The following is a 17997-nucleotide window of genomic DNA, read 5'->3' as shown; positions in this document are numbered from 1 at the left end:
CAAGCTGAAAGCCACAAGCCACCTCACTTGCAGCTTGCCGCTTGAAGCTCGCAACTAACTGTCCACCATGGCCATGGCCTCCTCCACATCCACCGCCACCAGTCGCGAACAGCCCGGCTCATGCATGGTCACTCCCATCAACTGATCGGCCATTTCCATGGCGATCTTGTTGTGGGTGATGTAGATGAACTGCACCGTTTCAGACATTTCTTTCACCAGCCGTGCGTAACGGCCTACGTTGGCGTCGTCCAGCGGCGCGTCGACCTCGTCGAGCATGCAGAACGGCGCCGGGTTCAATTTGAAGATGGCAAAGACCAGGGCCAGCGCGGTCAGCGCCTTTTCGCCGCCGGAGAGCAAATGGATGGTGCTGTTCTTCTTGCCAGGAGGACGCGCCATGATTGTCACCCCTGTATCGAGTAAATCTTCGCCCGTCAGTTCCAAGTAGGCGCTGCCGCCACCGAAAACTTTTGGAAAAAGGGCCTGCAAACCGCCGTTGATCTGATCAAAGGTATCCTTGAAGCGGTTGCGGGTTTCCTTGTCGATCTTGCGGATGACGTTTTCCAGGGTCTCCAGCGCTTCCACCAGATCGTCGTTCTGGGCGTCCAGGTAGCGCTTGCGCTCGGACTGCTGCTGGTACTCGTCGATGGCCGCCAGGTTGATGGCCCCCAGTCGTTGGATGCGCTGGGCAATGCGCTCCAGCTCTTCCTCGGCGTCCTTCTCGTTTGCCCCGGCCACCAGGGTGGCGAGCACGCCGTCGAGGTCGTAGCCGTCTTCCAGCAACTGGTCCTGCAAGGCTTTGCGCCGCACCGTCAGGGCTTGCCACTCCATGCGCTGCTGTTCCATCTGGCCACGGATCAGTTGCGATTGCTGCTCGGCCTGGCTACGGCGCTTTTCAGCATCGCGCAATTCGCGGTCGGCGTCCTCCAAGGCGATCTGCGCCGTCTTGAGCTCTTCATCGACACTCAGGCGCTTGTCGAGCAACTCTTCAAGCTTGAGACGCAGCTCTTCCAGCGGCGCTTCGCCCTCCTCCAGATTGAGGCTCAACTGCTCGCGCTTTTCGGTCAGGCGCTCGGACTGCATTTCCAGGCGCTCCAAGGCCTGGCGCGTGGAATCGTGCTGGGCTCTGAGCGAGCCCAGGCGCACCGCCAATTGATGGGCGTGATCTTTGTGCTGGCGTGCTTCCTGGCGCACCCGGTCCAGGCGCTCGCGCAAGCTGTCACGCTGGGCCAGCAGCAATTCGCGCTGCTCGGTGTCCAGCGCCATGGCATCGAGGGCTTCTTGCAGTTGCAAGCGCGCCTCGCCGAGCTGTTCGTGCTCCAGGGCCCGCTGCTCGCCCAGTTCGGCGATTTCTTCTTCCAGGCGGGTGCGGCGCAGCGCCAGTTGTTCGACCTTGGCCTTGCCGGCCGACAACTGCGCCTTGAGCTCGCCCTGCTGGCGCGCTTCATCCTGCAACAGCCGCCGCAGGTGCTCGCGGCCGTTTTCCTGTTGACGCTGTTGCGCCCGCAGGTTTTGCAATTCGGTTTCCAGGGCTTCGACGCTGGCCTCGCGCTCTTCGCGCTCGGCGCCCAGGCGTTGTATTTCCTGGCCGCGGGCGAGCATGCCGCTCTCGGCTTCGCTGGCTCGACGCACCCGCAGGAAATGCCGGCCAACCCAATACCCGTCACGACTGATCAGGCTTTCGCCGGCCGCCAACTGCCCGCGCAGAGCCAAGGCCTGCTCAAGGCTGTCCACCGGCTTGACCTGCCCGAGCCAGGGCGACAGGTCGACCTGGGCCTCGACCTTATCAAGCAAGCTGCCGGGGCTCCGCACGCCATCGCCGGCCGGGCTGAGCAGACGCAGATCGCCTTGAGTGAAGCCCGACAGGTCGAAGCCAACGAAGTCATCCACCAGCACCGCTTGCAGGTCGGCGCCGAGCACGGTTTCCACCGCCAGTTCCCAGCCAGCATCGACCTTCAGGCCCTCGGCCAGGCGCGGACGCTCGGCCAGGTGCTGGTCGCGCAGCCATTCAGCCGTACCCGTGCCTGGGTCCAGCGCCGCTTGCTGCAAGGCCTCCAGCGAGGCCAGCCGCCCATTGAGCCGCTGCAATTCGCCCTGGGCCTGTTGCTGGTTCTGCAAGGCCAGTTGCAAAGCCTGGCGCAGTTGTTCAAGGCGCTCGACCTGGGCGTCTTCGCTGGCCTGCAAGTCTTCGAGGGTGGCTTCGCTGGTCGCCAGTTGCTCGCTCAGTTCCAGAATCGCGGCGTCTTCCGGATCCGCGGCGAGCAAGGCGCGCTCTTCGGACAGGCGGCGCTGGCGTTCGGCCAGGCGCTCCATGCTGGTTTCCAACTGCTGGATGCGCGACTGCTGGACTTCTGCCTGGCGCCGCGGCTCGGCCGACGTCAGGTTGAAACTGTCCCACTGCTCTTGCCAGCCATGCATGGTCAGCTCGGCTTCTTCCAGGGCTGCGGCGGCCTCTTCGGCGGCGGCGCTGGTGATTTCCTGCTCCGGCGTCAGCCTGTCCAGCTCTTCGCCGAGGGTCAACAGCAACGTGCGGTCATGACCCAGGTGCGATTCGGTTTCCAGACGCGCCCGCTCGGCCTCTTTCAAATCATCCTGCAACTGCCGCAGCCGCTGCTGACCATGCTGGATGCTCTGCTCGACCCGAGCGATGTCGCCCCCCACGGAATAGAAGCGCCCTTGCACCAGATTGAAGCGCTCGGACAGGTCATGGTGGCCGTCGCGCAGGCGCTCGATGGCCGCGTCGGCGTTGCGCTGCTCGGCCACCAGGGCTTCGAAGCTGACTTCCTGGTTGCCGATGATTGCTTCGCGCTGGCCGACCTGCTCGTTCAGCGCCTGCCAGCGCAAGGCCGACAGTTGGGCCTTGAGCTGGCGCTCCTCGCCCTTGTATTCCTGGTACTTCTTCGCGGCCTCGGCCTGACGGTGCAGGCGTTCGAGCTGGCGTTCGAGTTCTTCGCGCAGATCGGTCAGGCGCGCCAGGTTTTCGTGGGTGCGACGAATGCGGTTTTCGGTCTCGCGGCGGCGCTCCTTGTATTTGGAAATGCCGGCGGCTTCTTCGATGAAGTTGCGCAGGTCTTCGGGCTTGGCCTCGATCAACTTGGAGATCATGCCTTGTTCGATGATCGAGTAGCTGCGCGGGCCCAGGCCAGTGCCGAGGAAAATGTCGGTGATGTCACGGCGGCGGCACTTGGCGCCGTTGAGGAAATAGCTGTTCTGACTGTCGCGGGTCACTTTGCGGCGAATGGAGATTTCCGCATAGGCCGCGTACTCGCCCACCAAGGTGCCGTCGGAGTTGTCGAATACCAATTCGATACTGGCCTGGCTCACCGGTTTGCGACTGGTGGAGCCGTTGAAGATGACGTCGGTCATCGACTCGCCGCGCAGGTTCTTCGCCGAGCTTTCGCCCATCACCCAGCGCACGGCGTCGATGATGTTCGACTTGCCGCAACCATTGGGCCCGACCACCGCCGCCATGTTACTGGGGAAGTTCACTGTGGTCGGGTCGACGAAGGATTTGAACCCCGCCAACTTGATGCACTTGAGCCGCACGTCAGGCCGCCGTCAGGGCAGCGACCACCAGCTCGCAACTGCGCTGGGCGTAGGCCGTGAGCACGATGCGGATCTGCGGCAAATCACGGGCCAGCACGGCGGCGAGCAAGCGCTGGAAGAGGTCGAGGAATTCGCTCATTTCCGCCTTGCGCTGGTCCAGGGCCAGGAAATAGGCACGGCTCATGGCCGGTTGCAGGTTCTCGACGGTTTCCTGCAGATACGGATTGTTGGCAAAGGGATAGGCGGCACGCATCACGCTGAAGCTTTCATCGACGAAGGTGCGGATGTCCTGGCGCGCGTAGGCATCGTTGAGACGCTGCTGGATCGCGACGAACGGCGCCATGTCGGCCTGTTCTTTCCAGCCATGGGCCACGGCGTTGCCCAACAGGATGTACAGCTCGCTCATCAGCGTGCAGAGGCTGCGCACCTTGTGCTCGGTGAGTTCGGTGACGTGGGCGCCACGGCGCGGCAGGATCGCGATCAAATGGCGTCGCTCCAGAATCAGCAAGGCCTCGCGGACCGAGCCGCGGCTGACGTTGAGCGCCAGCGTGACCTTCTGCTCCTGGATGCGCTCTCCCGGTTTCATTTCGCCACGAATGATGCGTTCGGCGAGGTGATGGGCGATTTGCTCGGCGAGGCTGTCCGGGGCCTTGAACGTCATGGTTGTCCTTCAAACTCTTCGATTTGCACAAGCGGCGCAGTGTAGCGCACTCGATACGTCATGGCGCAGGGCCTGCAGCGGGTTTTTGGCATGATGGTAGTAAAAAAGCAGCTTCAAGCTTCAAGCTTTGAGCTTCAAGCTTTGAGCTTCAAGCTTTGAGTTTTGAGCTTCTGACTTGCAGCTTGCAGCTTGCAGCTTGCAGCTGATTTTCTGACCTCCAAGTCAGAAAATCGTTGACCGAAAAGTCAGACCTGCTAAATTCAGGCTCACGTCGATACAACAATAATGAGTCTGCGAGGCCTTCCGTGATCCAGTTTTTACTCAACCAGGAACTCCGTAGCGAGCACGCCCTGGACCCGAACCTGACCGTGCTCAACTATTTGCGCGAACACGTTGGTAAACCCGGCACCAAAGAAGGCTGCGCCAGCGGCGACTGCGGCGCGTGTACCGTGGTGGTGGGCGAATTGGAAACAGAGGCGGATGGCCGCGAACGCATTCGCTACCGCAGCCTCAACGCGTGCCTGACCTTCGTCTCGTCCCTGCACGGCAAGCAACTGATCAGCGTCGAGGACCTCAAGCACCAGGGTCAACTGCACAGCGTTCAGCAAGCGATGGTCGATTGCCACGGTTCGCAATGCGGTTTCTGCACACCGGGCTTCGTCATGTCGCTGTTCGCCCTGCAAAAAAACAGCGAACAACCCGACGCCCATAAAGCCCACGAAGCCCTGGCCGGCAACCTCTGCCGTTGCACCGGCTATCGGCCGATCCTGGCCGCTGCCGAGCAGGCCTGCTGCAGCAAGCAGCCGGACCAGTTCGACGCCCGCGAGGCCGAAACCATCGCCCGTCTCAAAGCCATCGCTCCCACCGAGACCGGTGAACTCAACAGCGGCGACAAACGCTGCCTGGTGCCGCTGACCGTGGCCGACCTGGCCGAACTCTACGACGCCTATCCCCAGGCGCGCCTACTGGCTGGCGGCACGGACCTGGCCTTGGAAGTCACGCAATTTCATCGCACCCTGCCGGTGATGATCTACGTGGGCAACGTCGCCGAACTCAAGCGCATCGAGCGCTTCGACGATCGCCTGGAGATCGGCGCCGCCACCGCCCTCTCCGATTGCTACGAGGCCCTGAAAGCCGAGTACCCGGACTTCGGCGAACTGTTGCAACGCTTCGCCTCGCTGCAGATCCGCAACCAAGGGACCTTGGGCGGCAACATCGGCAACGCCTCACCCATTGGCGACTCGCCACCGCTGTTGATCGCCCTCGGCGCGCAGATCGTGCTGTGCAAGGGCCAGACCCGCCGCACCCTGGCCCTGGAAGACTATTTCATCGACTACCGGGTCACCGCACGGCAGGAAAGCGAATTCATCGAAAAGATCATCGTGCCGCTGGCCAGTGCCGAACAGGCGTTCCGCGCCTACAAGGTGTCCAAGCGCCTGGACGATGATATTTCCGCCGTGTGCGCGGCCTTCAACCTGCGCATCGACAACGGTGTGGTCCGCGACGCCCGCGTGGCCTTCGGCGGCATGGCCGCGACACCGAAGCGCGCCAAGCATTGTGAAGCCGCCTTGATCGGGGCGCCGTGGACCGACAGCACCGTCGAACGCGCCTGCGCCGCCCTGGCCGAGGACTTCACGCCGCTGTCGGACTTCCGCGCCAGCAAGGAATACCGCCTGCTCAGCGCCCGCAACCTGTTGCGCAAATACTTCATCGAACTGCAAACGCCGCACATCGAGACTCGGGTGACCGCTTATGTCTAACCATCACGCCGTAGAGAAGACCCAAGCCGAACTGGCCGAGCTGTTCGCCCGCGACCTCACCACGGGCGTGGGCCGCAGCGTCAAGCATGACAGCGCCGCCAAGCACGTATCCGGCGAGGCCCAGTACATCGATGATCGTCTGGAATTCCCGAACCAGTTGCACGTCTATGCCCGGCTGTCGGACCGCGCCCACGCCCGCATCCTGCGCATCGATACCACGCCCTGCTACGCCTTCGAAGGCGTGCGCATCGCCATCACCCACCAAGACATCCCCGGCCTGAAGGACATCGGCCCGCTGCTGCCCGGCGACCCGTTGCTGGCGATCGATGACGTGCAGTTCGTCGGCCAACCGGTGCTGGCCGTCGCCGCCAAGGATCTTGAGACGGCACGCAAGGCGGCCATGGCCGCAATCATCGAATACGAAGACCTGGAGCCGGTACTGGACGTGGTCGAGGCCCTGCGCAAGCGGCACTTCGTGCTCGACAGCCACACCCACCAGCGCGGCGATTCGGCCACGGCACTGGCGAGCGCCGAGCATCGCATCCAGGGCTCGCTGCACATCGGCGGCCAGGAACATTTTTACCTGGAAACCCAGATTTCCTCGGTGATGCCCACCGAAGACGGCGGCATGCTCGTCTACTGCTCGACCCAGAACCCCACCGAAGTGCAGAAACTGGTGGCCGAAGTGCTGGGCGTGTCGATGAACAAAGTCGTGGTGGACATGCGCCGCATGGGCGGCGGTTTCGGCGGCAAGGAAACCCAGGCCGCAAGCCCTGCGTGCCTGTGCGCGGTCATCGCGCACCTTACCGGCCAACCCACGAAGATGCGCCTGCCCCGGGTCGAAGACATGCTGATGACCGGCAAGCGCCACCCCTTCTACATCGAATACGACGTCGGCTTCGACAGTCGCGGGCGCTTGCACGGCATCGCCCTGGAACTGGCCGGCAACTGCGGTTGCTCGCCGGACCTGTCGGCCTCGATCGTCGACCGGGCGATGTTCCATGCCGACAACGCCTACTACTTGGGTGATGCGACCATCAACGGCCACCGCTGCAAGACCAACACCGCGTCGAACACCGCCTACCGGGGGTTCGGCGGGCCGCAGGGCATGGTCGCCATCGAAGAAGTGATGGACGCCATCGCCCGACACCTGGGGCTCGATCCGCTGGCGGTGCGCAAGGCCAACTACTACGGCAAGACAGAACGCAACGTCACCCACTACTACCAGACCGTCGAGCACAACATGCTCGAGGAAATGACCGCAGAGCTTGAAGAAAGCAGCCAGTACGCCGAGCGCCGTGAAGCGATCCGTCGTTACAACGCAGGCAGCCCGATCCTGAAAAAGGGCCTGGCGCTGACCCCGGTCAAGTTCGGCATTTCGTTCACTGCCAGCTTCCTCAACCAGGCCGGGGCGCTGATTCACGTCTACACCGACGGCAGCATCCACCTCAATCACGGCGGCACCGAAATGGGCCAGGGCCTGAACACCAAGGTCGCCCAGGTGGTGGCCGAGGTGTTCCAGGTGGAAATGGACCGCGTGCAGATCACCGCGACCAATACTGACAAGGTGCCGAACACCTCGCCCACCGCGGCCTCCAGCGGCGCCGACCTGAACGGCAAGGCCGCGCAGAATGCCGCCGAAACCATCAAGCGGCGCCTGGTGGAGTTCGCCGCGCGCCAGTACAAGGCCAGCGAAGAGGACGTGGAATTCCACAACGGCCATGTGCGGGTGCGCGATCACATCCTGACCTTCGAAGCATTGGTACAGCAGGCGTATTTCGCCCAGGTCTCGCTGTCCAGCACTGGCTTCTACAAGACCCCGAAAATCTACTACGACCGCAGCCAGGCCCGTGGTCGGCCGTTCTACTACTACGCCTATGGCGCGGCGTGTGCCGAGGTGATCGTCGACACCCTCACCGGCGAGTACAAGATGCTGCGCACCGACATCCTCCACGATGTCGGCGCCTCGCTGAACCCGGCCATCGACATCGGCCAGGTCGAAGGCGGTTTCATCCAGGGCATGGGCTGGCTGACCATGGAAGAGCTGGTGTGGAATGACAAGGGCAAGCTGATGACCAATGGCCCGGCCAGCTACAAGATTCCCGCCGTGGCCGATATGCCGCTGGACCTGCGGGTCAAGCTGGTGGAAAACCGCAAGAACCCCGAAGACACGGTGTTCCACTCAAAAGCCGTGGGCGAGCCGCCGTTCATGCTCGGCATCGCCGCGTGGTGCGCCATCAAGGACGCCGTGGCGAGCCTGGGGGATTACCGGCAGCAACCCAACATCGATGCTCCGGCGACGCCGGAGCGGGTGTTGTGGGGGTGTGAGCAGATGCGTGGGTTGAAGGCAGTCAAGGCTGAGGAAGCTGAACCCGAAGCGGCTTCGCTTTAATCCGCGGCGCGGCTATCGCGAGCAGGCTCGCTCCCACATTGGGTCGGTGTTCACAAATCCCCTGTGGGAGCGAGCCTGCTCGCGATAGCGGCCGAACAGACAACAGAGATGTCGAGGTGAATATGTACAACTGGATCAGCGCCCTCGCCGACCTGCAAACCCGCGGCGAACCCTGCGTGCTGGTAACGATCATCGAAGAACTCGGCTCCACCCCGCGCAACGCCGGCTCGAAAATGGTCATCAGCGCCAGCCAGACGTTCGACACCATCGGTGGCGGACACCTGGAATACAAGGCCATGGAGATCGCCCGGCACATACTCGCCAGCGGCCAGCAGAACACCCATCTGGAGCGTTTTAGCCTCGGTGCGAGCCTGGGCCAATGCTGCGGCGGCGTCACCGTGCTGCTGTTCGAACCCATGGGCCAGGTCCAGGCGCAGATCGCCGTGTTCGGTGCCGGCCATGTCGGCCGCGCCTTGGTGCCGCTGTTGGCAAGCCTGCCCTGCAAGGTGCGCTGGATCGACTCGCGGGAAGCGGAGTTCCCCGAACACCTGCCCCATGGTGTGCGCAAGATCGTCACCGAAGAGCCATTGGATGAAGTCGATGAATTGCCCGCCGGCAGCTACTGCATCGTCATGACCCACAACCATCAGCTCGACCTGGAGCTGAGCGCCGCGATCCTCAAGCGCAACGACTTTGCCTACTTCGGCCTGATCGGTTCGAAGACCAAGCGGGTCAAGTTCGAGCATCGCCTGCGTGATCGTGGTTTTGATAGCAGCACCTTGCAACGCATGCGTTGCCCGATGGGTATCGGCGAAGTCAAAGGCAAGTTGCCTGTGGAAATCGCCATCTCCATCGCCGGCGAAATCATCGCCACCTATAACGCCGATTTCGGCCAGCACACCTCGCGCGCCGAACCCATTGCCAAGTTGCTGCCAGCTTCGCGCCGCAGCCAGCGTTAATCCCTTTATCGAGACAGACCATGCCCCTGACACGCAAAGCCTTCCGCGCCGCCCTGCTCCACAGCCTCGCCGATCCGGCCGAAGTGGGTATCGAAGCGTCCTATGAATATTTCGAAGACGGACTGCTGGTGGTGGAGAACGGCCAGATCAGCGCCATCGGCCACGCCCATGACCTGTTGCCGACCCTGGCGGCGGACATCGACATCGCCCATTACCCGGACGCACTGATCACCCCCGGTTTGATCGACACCCACATCCACCTGCCGCAGACCGGCATGGTCGGCGCCTATGGCGAGCAATTGCTGGACTGGCTCAACACCTACACCTTCCCCTGCGAAAGCCAGTTCGCCGACAAGGCCCACGCCGATGCCGTGGCCGATATTTTCGTCAAGGAGTTGCTGCGCAACGGCACCACCACCGCACTGGTGTTTGGCAGCGTGCACCCGCAATCGGTGAATTCGTTTTTTGAAGTGGCCCAGAAGCTTGATCTGCGGATGATCGCCGGCAAAGTGATGATGGACCGCAACGCCCCGGACTACCTGGTCGACACTGCCGAATCCAGCTACACCGAGAGCAAGGCACTGATCGAGCGCTGGCACGGCAAGGGCCGGCTGCACTACGCCGTGACCCCGCGCTTCGCTCCCACCAGCACCCCGGAACAACTGACCCTGGCCGGTCAGTTGCTGGGGGAATACCCCGACTTGTACATGCAGACTCACATCAGCGAGAACCTGCAGGAAGTGCAGTGGGTCAAGGAATTGTTCCCGGAGCGCAAGGGCTACCTGGACGTCTACGATCACTACCAACTGCTCGGCGAGCGCTCGGTGTTCGCCCACGGCGTGCACCTGTGCGACGACGAATGCGCGCGGCTGGCCGAGACCGGCTCGGCCATCGCCTTCTGTCCGACCTCGAACTTTTTCCTCGGCAGCGGCCTGTTCAACCTGCCGATGGCTGAGAAACATAAAGTGAACGTGGGATTGGGCACCGACGTGGGTGGCGGCACCAGTTTTTCGCTGCTGCACACCCTGAACGAAGCCTACAAGGTGATGCAATTGCAAGGTGCGCGGCTGAGCCCGTTCAAGTCGCTGTACCTGGCCACCCTCGGCGGCGCCCGGGCCCTGCGCCTGGAGGACAAGATCGGGACGTTGCAGCCGGGGACGGACGCGGACTTCCTGGTGTTGGACTACAACGCCACGCCGCTCTTGAGCTATCGCCTCAAACAGGCCAAGGACATTGCCGAACGGTTGTTCGTGTTGATGACGCTGGGGGATGATCGGACGGTGGCGCAGACCTATGCGGCCGGTCGGTTGGTGCATCAGCGGTAGAGTTCATTCGCCTGTCACACCGCCAATCGCGAGCAGGCTCGCTCCCACATGGGTTGTTGTGAACGACACAAATCCCCTGTGGGAGCGAGCCTGCTCGCGATGAAGGCGACTCGGTATGACTGATTCCACCCTCAGAGCTTGGCCGTCGACCGCCCAGGCTTCTTGCTCTGCAACAAATGCGAAAACACCGCATGCAAGTCATCCGACGCGCTTTCCTCGTCGAGGTTGAGCTTGCTGTCGATGTGGTCCATGTGATGCATCATCAGGTCCACGGCCAGCGTGGCATCGCGCGCCTCGATGGCATCGATCAACTGGGTGTGTTCGTCGTAGGAACAGTGGGAACGGTTGCCGCTTTCGTACTGGGCGATGATCAGCGACGTCTGGGACACGAGGCTGCGCTGGAAACTGATCAGCGGGGCATTCTTCGCCGCTTCGGCCAGCTTGAGGTGGAACTCGCCCGACAAACGGATGCCCGCACCACGGTCGCCACGGGAAAAACTGTCGCGCTCGTCGCTGACCATTTGGCGTAGCTCAGCCAATTGTTCAGCCGTGGCGTGCTGCACCGCCAGTTCGGTGATCGCCCTTTCCACCAGGCGCCGGGCCATGAACACCTGGCGGGCCTCTTCGACACTCGGGCTCGCCACCACGGCACCGCGATTGGGCCGCAGCAATACCACGCCTTCGTGGGCCAGGCGGGACAAGGCCCGGCGGATGATCGTGCGGCTGACCCCGAAAATCTCCCCCAGCGCCTCTTCGCTCAATTTGGTACCGGGCGCCAGGCGTTGCTCGAGGATGGCCTCGAAGATGTGCGCATAGACAATATCGTCCTGGGTTCCGCTGCGGCCGGCTTTACCAGCTCGCGGTTGTTTCTTGAGGGGCTGCAACTGTTCGTTCATGGGCACTCGAGTCGGGAGAACTGCGGCGAATTGACCGTGACTGTAATACGGCACAGCGGGTCGCTGGCAAGTATCGCGTAAAAAACAGCCCGATTGTACACAACCTCTGATGGCAACACGACTGTACGGCTGTTTGCGGGCATGGCTGTATTGCAATCGATGATGGGGTTGAGTTTAGGCTTAAACCTCGGTTTGGTGGCGAGGGAGCTTGCTCCCGCTGGATTGCGAAGCAATCCCCCGCATTCGTTCAGATCTCCAACAGGATGCATGACGACCGCTCCACGGCCGAGCGGGAGCAAGCTCCCTCGCCACAAAAGCAATGGCTCGCCCGAGTCCAGACAATCTACAACAAGGACCACCGCCCACCATGACCGAAGTCACGACCACGCCACTTCGTCCATTGGCCGACACCTCGCCTTCGGCCATCGTCGCCGGGTTCATCGCGATGATGACCGGCTACACCAGCTCCCTGGTGCTGATGTTCCAGGCCGGACAGGCCGCGGGGCTGACCAGCGGGCAGATTTCCTCGTGGATCTGGGCGATCTCCATCGGCATGGCGGTGTGCTCCATCGGGTTGTCGCTGCGCTATCGCACGCCGATCACCATCGCCTGGTCGACACCCGGCGCCGCGCTGCTGATCACCAGCCTGGGCGGTGTGAGTTATGGCGAGGCCATCGGTGCCTATATCACCTGCGCGGTGCTGGTGACGATCTGCGGCCTGACCGGCAGTTTCGAGCGCCTGGTCAAGCGCATTCCGGCCTCGCTGGCGGCGGCGTTGCTGGCGGGGATCCTGTTCAAGATCGGCAGCGAGATCTTCGTCGCCACCCAGCATCGCACCGGCCTGGTGCTGGGGATGTTCTTCACTTACCTGATCGTCAAGCGCCTGTCGCCGCGCTACGCGGTGCTCGCGGCACTGCTGATCGGCACGGCGCTGTCGGGCCTGATGGGGCTGTTGGACTTCAGCGGCTTTGCCCTGGAGGTCGCGACACCGGTCTGGACCACGCCGCACTTTTCCCTGGCGGCCACCATCAGCATCGGCATTCCGCTGTTCGTGGTCGCGATGACCTCGCAGAACATGCCCGGCATCGCCGTGTTGCGGGCCGACGGCTACGACGTGCCGGCTTCGCCGCTGATCACCAGCACCGGCATCGCCTCGCTGCTGCTGGCGCCGTTCGGCTCCCATGGCATCAACCTGGCAGCCATCAGCGCGGCCATCTGCACCGGGCCCCACGCCCACGAGGATCGCAACAAGCGCTACACGGCGGCGGTCTGGTGCGGGATTTTCTACGGCATTGCCGGGGTGTTCGGCGCGACGCTGGCGGCGTTGTTCGCGGCGCTGCCCAAGGAACTGGTGTTGTCCATCGCGGCCCTGGCGCTGTTCGGCTCGATCATCAATGGCTTGAGCATCGCCATGAGCGAAGTCAAGGAGCGCGAAGCGGCGCTGATCACCTTCATGGTCACGGCGTCGGGGCTGACGCTGTTCTCCATCGGTTCGGCGTTCTGGGGGATTGTGGCGGGAGTGTTGACCTTACTGATCCTGAACTGGCGTAGCGCCTGAGAGCTTAAAAGCTTCGCGAGCAAGCCCGCTCCCACAGAGGCGATGTGAGCGACACATATCCACTGTGGGAGCGGGCTTGCTCGCGAAGGCTGCCTGGCAAGCAACACATAAATGACAGGCACAAAAAAACCGGCACCCAAAAGGGCTGCCGGTTTCTGACCATCAAGCGACCGGATTGATCGGCTTTTCCGGGTACCACACGTCCAGCAACGGGCTGACTTCAACGCTGGTCAGCTCAGGACGGGCCTTGAGCCAGGCTTCAACGGCAGCGCGCTGCTCTTCGGTGACCGAACCACGCTTCTGCAGGCAAACCAGACCGTAGTCGTCACCGCCGACGTAGCCCAGGCCATTGGCTTCCATGGCTTCTTTCAGGAAAGCGTCGAGGAAAGCGTCAATAGCCTCATCGGCCAGATCTTCTTTGAAATCCAGGTTCAGTTCGAAACCCAGCTCTTGAAATTCATCCACGCACAGCTTTTTGCGCAGACGCTGGGAACGGTTAGTCGCCATTGGAACAATCCTCATAAGTAATAACGGCCGGCACTTTACCAGTTTGGTGCGTCGATTGCCCGACTCATCGGGCAAGTCCGTTAACCGTTGGTAAAAAAATACCGCTTCGCTGGGCTTGGGCACGGCACATGCCGTTGCGCCTTGGGGCATAATGCCGACACTTTCATGACCGTTGAGGACGTTCATTTTCATGTCCTCGTATTTTCCCCCTCGCCTGTAGGGTTTTATTTCAAATGATCAAATCTTTGCGTCCATTGCTTCTGGCCAGTCTTCTTCTTCCCCTGGCCCTTCCTGTCACCGCCCACGCTGCCACGATCAACACCGCCCTGTCGCCCAACGTACAAAAGGCCCTCAAGGCCAGCAAGCTGCAGAACGACGCCCTGTCCCTGGTGCTGGTGCCACTCAACGGCCCCGGCACCCCGACCCTGTACAACGCCGATGTTTCCGTCAATCCGGCGTCCACCATGAAACTGGTGACCACCTACGCGGCCCTGGAAATGCTCGGCCCCAATCACCAGTGGAAAACCGAGTTCTACACCGACGGCACCCTGAGCGGCGGGATCCTCAACGGCAACCTGTACCTCAAGGGCGGCGGCGATCCCAAGCTGAACATGGAAAAACTCTGGCTGCTGATGCGCGACCTGCGGGCCAACGGTGTGCAGCAGATCACCGGCGACCTGGTGCTGGACCGCAGCTTCTTCATCCAGCCGCAACTGCCCGAGTTCAATGACGACGGCAACGACGAAAACAAGCCGTTCCTGGTCAAGCCCGACTCGCTGCTGGTCAACCTCAAGGCCTTGCGCTTCGTCGCCCGCAATGATGGTGGCCGGGTGCTGGTGTCGGTGGAGCCGCCGATTGCCAGCATTCGCATCGAAAACGTGGTCAAGGCCGTCAACGGCAAGCAATGTGCCGGCGGCGTTCGCTATAACCCCGTCGCCCAGGCCGATGGCAGCATGACCGTCACGGTCAGCGGCCAGCTCGGTGAAGGTTGCAGCTCCCAGACCTACCTGTCGCTGCTCGATCACGCCACCTACACCGCTGGCGCCGTGCGGGCCATCTGGAAGGAACTGGGTGGCAGCATCCAGGGCCAGGACCGCCTGGCCACGACCCCGAGCAACGCCAAGGTGCTGGCCCGGGCGTTCTCCCCGGACCTGGCGGAGATCATCCGCGACATCAATAAATACAGTAACAACACCATGGCCCAGCAACTGTTCCTGAGCCTCGGCGCGCAGTTCCGTAACGAAGCCGACGGTGATGACGCCAAGGCGGCGCAGCGGGTGGTGCGCCAGTGGCTGGCCAAGAAAGGCATCACCGCGCCGCATCTGGTGATGGAGAATGGCTCTGGCCTGTCCCGCGCCGAACGGGTCAGCGCCCGGGAAATGGCCGCGATGCTACAAGCTGCCTGGCGCAGCCCGTATTCGGCGGAGTTCATCAGTTCCATGCCGATTGCCGGCACCGACGGCACCATGCGCAAACGCCTGAAGACCACCGCCATGGCCGGCGAAGCCCACGTCAAGACCGGCACCCTGAACACCGTCCGCGCCATCGCCGGCTACAGCCGCGACATCAACGGCAACACTTGGGCGGTGGTGGCGATCCTCAACGATCCGAAGCCATGGGGCGCTTCGTCAGTTCTGGACCAGGTGCTGCTGGACCTGTATCGCCAGCCGAAACTGCCGCAGACCGCTTCGGTGCTCTGACCCAGCACATACCCAATGTGGGAGCGAGCCTGCTCGCGAATGCGGTATGTCATCCAACATCGATGTTGCTGACCGACCGAATCGCGAGCAGGCTCGCTCCCACAGTGAATCGGGCCATACACAAATCTTGTGCCCACTGAAGATCAACTGTGGGAGCGGGCTTGCTCGCGAAGGCGGTACAACATTCAACCATTGTGTTGACTGACATGCCGCATTCGCGAGCAAGCCCGCTCCCACACTTTGATCTCAATATCCCCTGGCTAACCCAACTGCATCTCGACCCGGTCCCGCCCGGCCTGCTTGGCCGCATAGACGCCCGAGTCGGCCCTGAGCAGCAACGCATCGGCGCCCTCCCCGGCGCGCCAAGTGGCGATGCCGAAGCTGGCGGTGACCACCCCGACATCCTCGATGGGTGCAGCTCGCAAACCTTCCCACAGCCCCAGCGCCAGGGCATAGGCGCTGTCACTGTCGGTGTCCGGACACAGCACCACGAACTCTTCCCCGCCCAGCCGGCAGAACACATCGGTACGGCGCAAGCGTTGGACGATGCGCTGGCAAACCGCCTGCAACACACGGTCGCCCACCGCATGGCCGTGCTGGTCGTTGATACGCTTGAAGTGATCGATGTCGAGCATGATGACCGCCAGCCCACCGGAACCGCGCTCGACCCGGGCCATCTCCGAGGTCAAGCGTTCCTGGAAATAACGGCGGTTGCGAATGCCGGTCAGGGCGTCGGTCACGGACAAGGCCCGCAATTCTTCTTCCACACGCTTGAGGTCGGAAATATCCGAAATATAGCCGTGCCACAACACTCCGCCGCCGGGCAGTTCCTCGGGCGTGGCCTCGCCGCGCACCCAGCGCAGGCCGCGCAAGGGTAATTGCACCCGATACTCTTCCCGCCATGGGCTCAAGGTATCGGCTGAAGCACGGATCGACGCGCGGACACGGGTACTGTCCAGCGGATGGATGCGCGAGAAAATTGCCTCGGCGTTCTGCACCAGTACATCGGGTTCCAATTCATAGATGTCGCGAATGCCGTCGCTGGCATAGATCACGCTGAAGCGACCATTGAAATCCATCTTGAACTGGTAAATCCCCCCTGGGACATGGGCGCTGAGCTTTTTGAGCAGCAGGTCACGGGCGGCCAGCGCTTCGTGGACGCGTTTGCGTTCGGTGATGTCGATGCAGATCGCCAGGTGACCGACCCACAGTCCCTGGTCATCGAGCATCGGTGTGGCCAGCATGTTCACGGTCAGGTGGCTGCCATCGCGGCGCACCAGGGTCCATTCCCGCGCCTGCTGCCCGCCCTGCTCGCCGCCCTCGAGCAGCATCGCATGGCAGGTGGGGATGGGTTTGCCAAAACGCGCGCCGAGCTGAGCGGCCCGGGCCTGGAGTTCGCGTGGCACGTGCAGGCTTTCCAAAGTCATGCTTTGCAGCACCTCGCAGCTCGGATAGCCGAGCATCTGTTCGGCGCCGGCGTTGAAGGTGGTGATGACGCCACGCAGGTCAGTGGCGATGATCGCCACTTGGGTCGCGGCATCCAGCACGCCGCGCAACTGGCCATGGGTACCGCGCAGCTCTTGCTCCCGGGCGCGCAGTTCACGGGTGCGTTGTTCCACCAACGTCAAGGCCCGCTGCCGCTGACTGACCAGCACATAGAGCAAGGCGCTGAGCAGCAGGCTGAGCAAACCGCCAAATATCACTATGCTCGTGACCGAAGAACGATTGGTCGACAGGAACACTCGGCTGGGCCGCAACTCCACCCGGTAATCCTGATCGGCCAAGCGCAACAGGCGGGTCGCCGACAATTCACTGTCAGCCGGCGAGTCGAAGGAATCGAACAGCACTTCCTCCCGATCGTTGGTGGACAGGTCCAGGACACGCATCGACAGGTTGTCATGACCTGCAGCAGGCAAGCCATCGCTCAGCAGCTGACGCATGTTGATGCCCGCCACCACGTAACCGAACGGCTCCTTGGCCGAGGCTCGGGTGACCGGCGCAACCAGCAACACTCCACGGGCGAAGTCTGGTCCGACCCCCATCAGGTCCAAAGGCTGCGAAACCACCACCGTGCCCAGCAAGCGAGCCCGCTCAAGCGCGGCCCGACGCTGTGGATGAGACAGCAGATCGAACCCCAGGGGCGACATGGAGAGTGGCTGGCTCTGGAGATACAACACCGGCACGTATTCGTCCCGCTCGGCAGCCTGGCGCAAGCCGCCGCCATCGCCAGCCTCACGGATGGCGAAGGAGTCATCCCCTCGGACTCGCGTTTCTTGCTCGAAGGACTGGCGCAGGTCTCCGGCTACCCGTGGCGCCCAGGCGAAGGCCAGGGTACGCCGCAACAGCGGTTCGACGTAGCCATGAAATTCCGCGTTGGAAACCCCTGCCGAATTAGCAAAGAACCGCCTCAGGCCATCGAGACGTTGCTCCTGCTCCTGGAATCGTTCTTCGATGCGGCTGAAGCGCTCCTCGGCTTGCAACTCGAAGCGCTGGCGCAACTGCTGATTGAACAGGTTCGTCATCGCCCAGCTCAGCACGCCGGTCAGGCAGGTACCGGCCAGCAACACCAGCGAAGCCACCAGCCAGGCCGACACGTCTTCGCTGATAAAGCCCAGGATCCTGGGGCGCACCTGATGCAATGCCATAAATACAACTCGCAAAGGTACCAGGCATAGGCACAGCCCTGGACACAGCCT

At 62.5% G+C, this 17997-nt stretch carries 11 protein-coding genes; 6 read left to right on the top strand and 5 right to left on the bottom strand.

All coding sequences use genetic code 11. From position 1 onward, the window contains the following. Positions 1 to 54 precede the first annotated feature (54 nt). Together smc and J3361_RS18880 are read right to left on the bottom strand one after the other, a co-directional pair. Entirely contained in the window at positions 55 to 3543 is a 3489-nt protein-coding gene (smc, locus tag J3361_RS18885; RefSeq protein WP_207965853.1) for a chromosome segregation protein SMC, read from the bottom strand. A gap of 1 nt (position 3544) precedes the next feature. Next, positions 3545 to 4204 (bottom strand): GntR family transcriptional regulator, encoded by a 660-nt coding sequence (locus J3361_RS18880; RefSeq protein ID WP_207965852.1) that lies wholly within the window; start codon positions 4202 to 4204, stop codon positions 3545 to 3547. 305 nt (positions 4205 to 4509) lie between these two features. On the opposite strand from J3361_RS18880, the gene xdhA reads away from it, so the two are divergent. The 4 genes from xdhA to guaD all read left to right on the top strand — a co-directional run bounded on the left by xdhA (position 4510) and on the right by guaD (position 10640). Further along, complete coding sequence (gene xdhA, locus J3361_RS18875) at positions 4510 to 5964, top strand: xanthine dehydrogenase small subunit (RefSeq protein WP_207965851.1); 1455 nt, start codon at positions 4510 to 4512, stop codon at positions 5962 to 5964. Then, on the top strand, positions 5957 to 8356 hold the full coding sequence (gene xdhB, locus J3361_RS18870) for a xanthine dehydrogenase molybdopterin binding subunit (RefSeq protein WP_207965850.1): 2400 nt from the start codon (positions 5957 to 5959) through the stop codon (positions 8354 to 8356). The genes xdhA and xdhB overlap by 8 nt, the downstream gene beginning before the upstream one ends. A gap of 122 nt (positions 8357 to 8478) precedes the next feature. Further along, entirely contained in the window at positions 8479 to 9315 is an 837-nt protein-coding gene (xdhC, locus tag J3361_RS18865; protein WP_207965849.1) for a xanthine dehydrogenase accessory protein XdhC, read from the top strand. Between the two features lie 20 nt (positions 9316 to 9335). Next, complete coding sequence (guaD, locus tag J3361_RS18860) at positions 9336 to 10640, top strand: guanine deaminase (RefSeq protein ID WP_207965848.1); 1305 nt, start codon at positions 9336 to 9338, stop codon at positions 10638 to 10640. Positions 10641 to 10771: 131 nt separating this feature from the next. Here the strand turns inward: guaD and J3361_RS18855 are convergent, their stop codons facing one another. Beyond that, positions 10772 to 11536 (bottom strand): GntR family transcriptional regulator, encoded by a 765-nt coding sequence (locus J3361_RS18855; RefSeq protein ID WP_003183531.1) that lies wholly within the window; start codon positions 11534 to 11536, stop codon positions 10772 to 10774. Between the two features lie 367 nt (positions 11537 to 11903). Between J3361_RS18855 and J3361_RS18850 the strand changes: the two genes are divergently transcribed. After that, positions 11904 to 13094, top strand: coding sequence for a benzoate/H(+) symporter BenE family transporter (locus J3361_RS18850; protein WP_207965847.1), 1191 nt, complete (start codon positions 11904 to 11906; stop codon positions 13092 to 13094). Between the two features lie 162 nt (positions 13095 to 13256). On the opposite strand, the gene J3361_RS18845 is transcribed toward J3361_RS18850, so the two are convergent. Continuing rightward, on the bottom strand, positions 13257 to 13601 hold the full coding sequence (locus J3361_RS18845; protein WP_186705268.1) for a YggL family protein: 345 nt from the start codon (positions 13599 to 13601) through the stop codon (positions 13257 to 13259). A gap of 233 nt (positions 13602 to 13834) precedes the next feature. Here J3361_RS18845 and dacB point away from each other — a divergent pair, with 233 nt between their 5' ends. Then, entirely contained in the window at positions 13835 to 15301 is a 1467-nt protein-coding gene (gene dacB, locus J3361_RS18840) for a D-alanyl-D-alanine carboxypeptidase/D-alanyl-D-alanine-endopeptidase (RefSeq protein WP_207965846.1), read from the top strand. 260 nt (positions 15302 to 15561) lie between these two features. Here the strand turns inward: dacB and J3361_RS18835 are convergent, their stop codons facing one another. Beyond that, complete coding sequence (locus tag J3361_RS18835; RefSeq protein WP_207965845.1) at positions 15562 to 17946, bottom strand: GGDEF domain-containing protein; 2385 nt, start codon at positions 17944 to 17946, stop codon at positions 15562 to 15564. Between the last annotated feature and the right edge of the window lie 51 nt (positions 17947 to 17997).

The organism is Pseudomonas sp. OA65 (genome assembly GCF_017498305.1).
GTDB lineage: Bacteria > Pseudomonadota > Gammaproteobacteria > Pseudomonadales > Pseudomonadaceae > Aquipseudomonas > Aquipseudomonas zanjanensis.
The sequence above is the reverse complement of the archived record's forward strand: the minus strand, read 5'-3'. Positions and strand labels throughout refer to the sequence as shown.

Bases quoted from the DNA above. Each gene is read 5' to 3' on its own strand.
- J3361_RS18880 (WP_207965852.1), bottom strand. From the start codon at position 4,204: ATGACGTTCAAGGCCCCGGACAGCCTCGCCGAGCAAATCGCCCATCAC.
- xdhB (WP_207965850.1), top strand. From the start codon at position 5,957: ATGTCTAACCATCACGCCGTAGAGAAGACCCAAGCCGAACTGGCCGAG.
- xdhC (WP_207965849.1), top strand. From the start codon at position 8,479: ATGTACAACTGGATCAGCGCCCTCGCCGACCTGCAAACCCGCGGCGAA.
- guaD (WP_207965848.1), top strand. From the start codon at position 9,336: ATGCCCCTGACACGCAAAGCCTTCCGCGCCGCCCTGCTCCACAGCCTC.
- J3361_RS18855 (WP_003183531.1), bottom strand. From the start codon at position 11,536: ATGAACGAACAGTTGCAGCCCCTCAAGAAACAACCGCGAGCTGGTAAA.
- J3361_RS18850 (WP_207965847.1), top strand. From the start codon at position 11,904: ATGACCGAAGTCACGACCACGCCACTTCGTCCATTGGCCGACACCTCG.
- J3361_RS18845 (WP_186705268.1), bottom strand. From the start codon at position 13,601: ATGGCGACTAACCGTTCCCAGCGTCTGCGCAAAAAGCTGTGCGTGGAT.
- dacB (WP_207965846.1), top strand. From the start codon at position 13,835: ATGATCAAATCTTTGCGTCCATTGCTTCTGGCCAGTCTTCTTCTTCCC.
- J3361_RS18835 (WP_207965845.1), bottom strand. From the start codon at position 17,946: ATGGCATTGCATCAGGTGCGCCCCAGGATCCTGGGCTTTATCAGCGAA.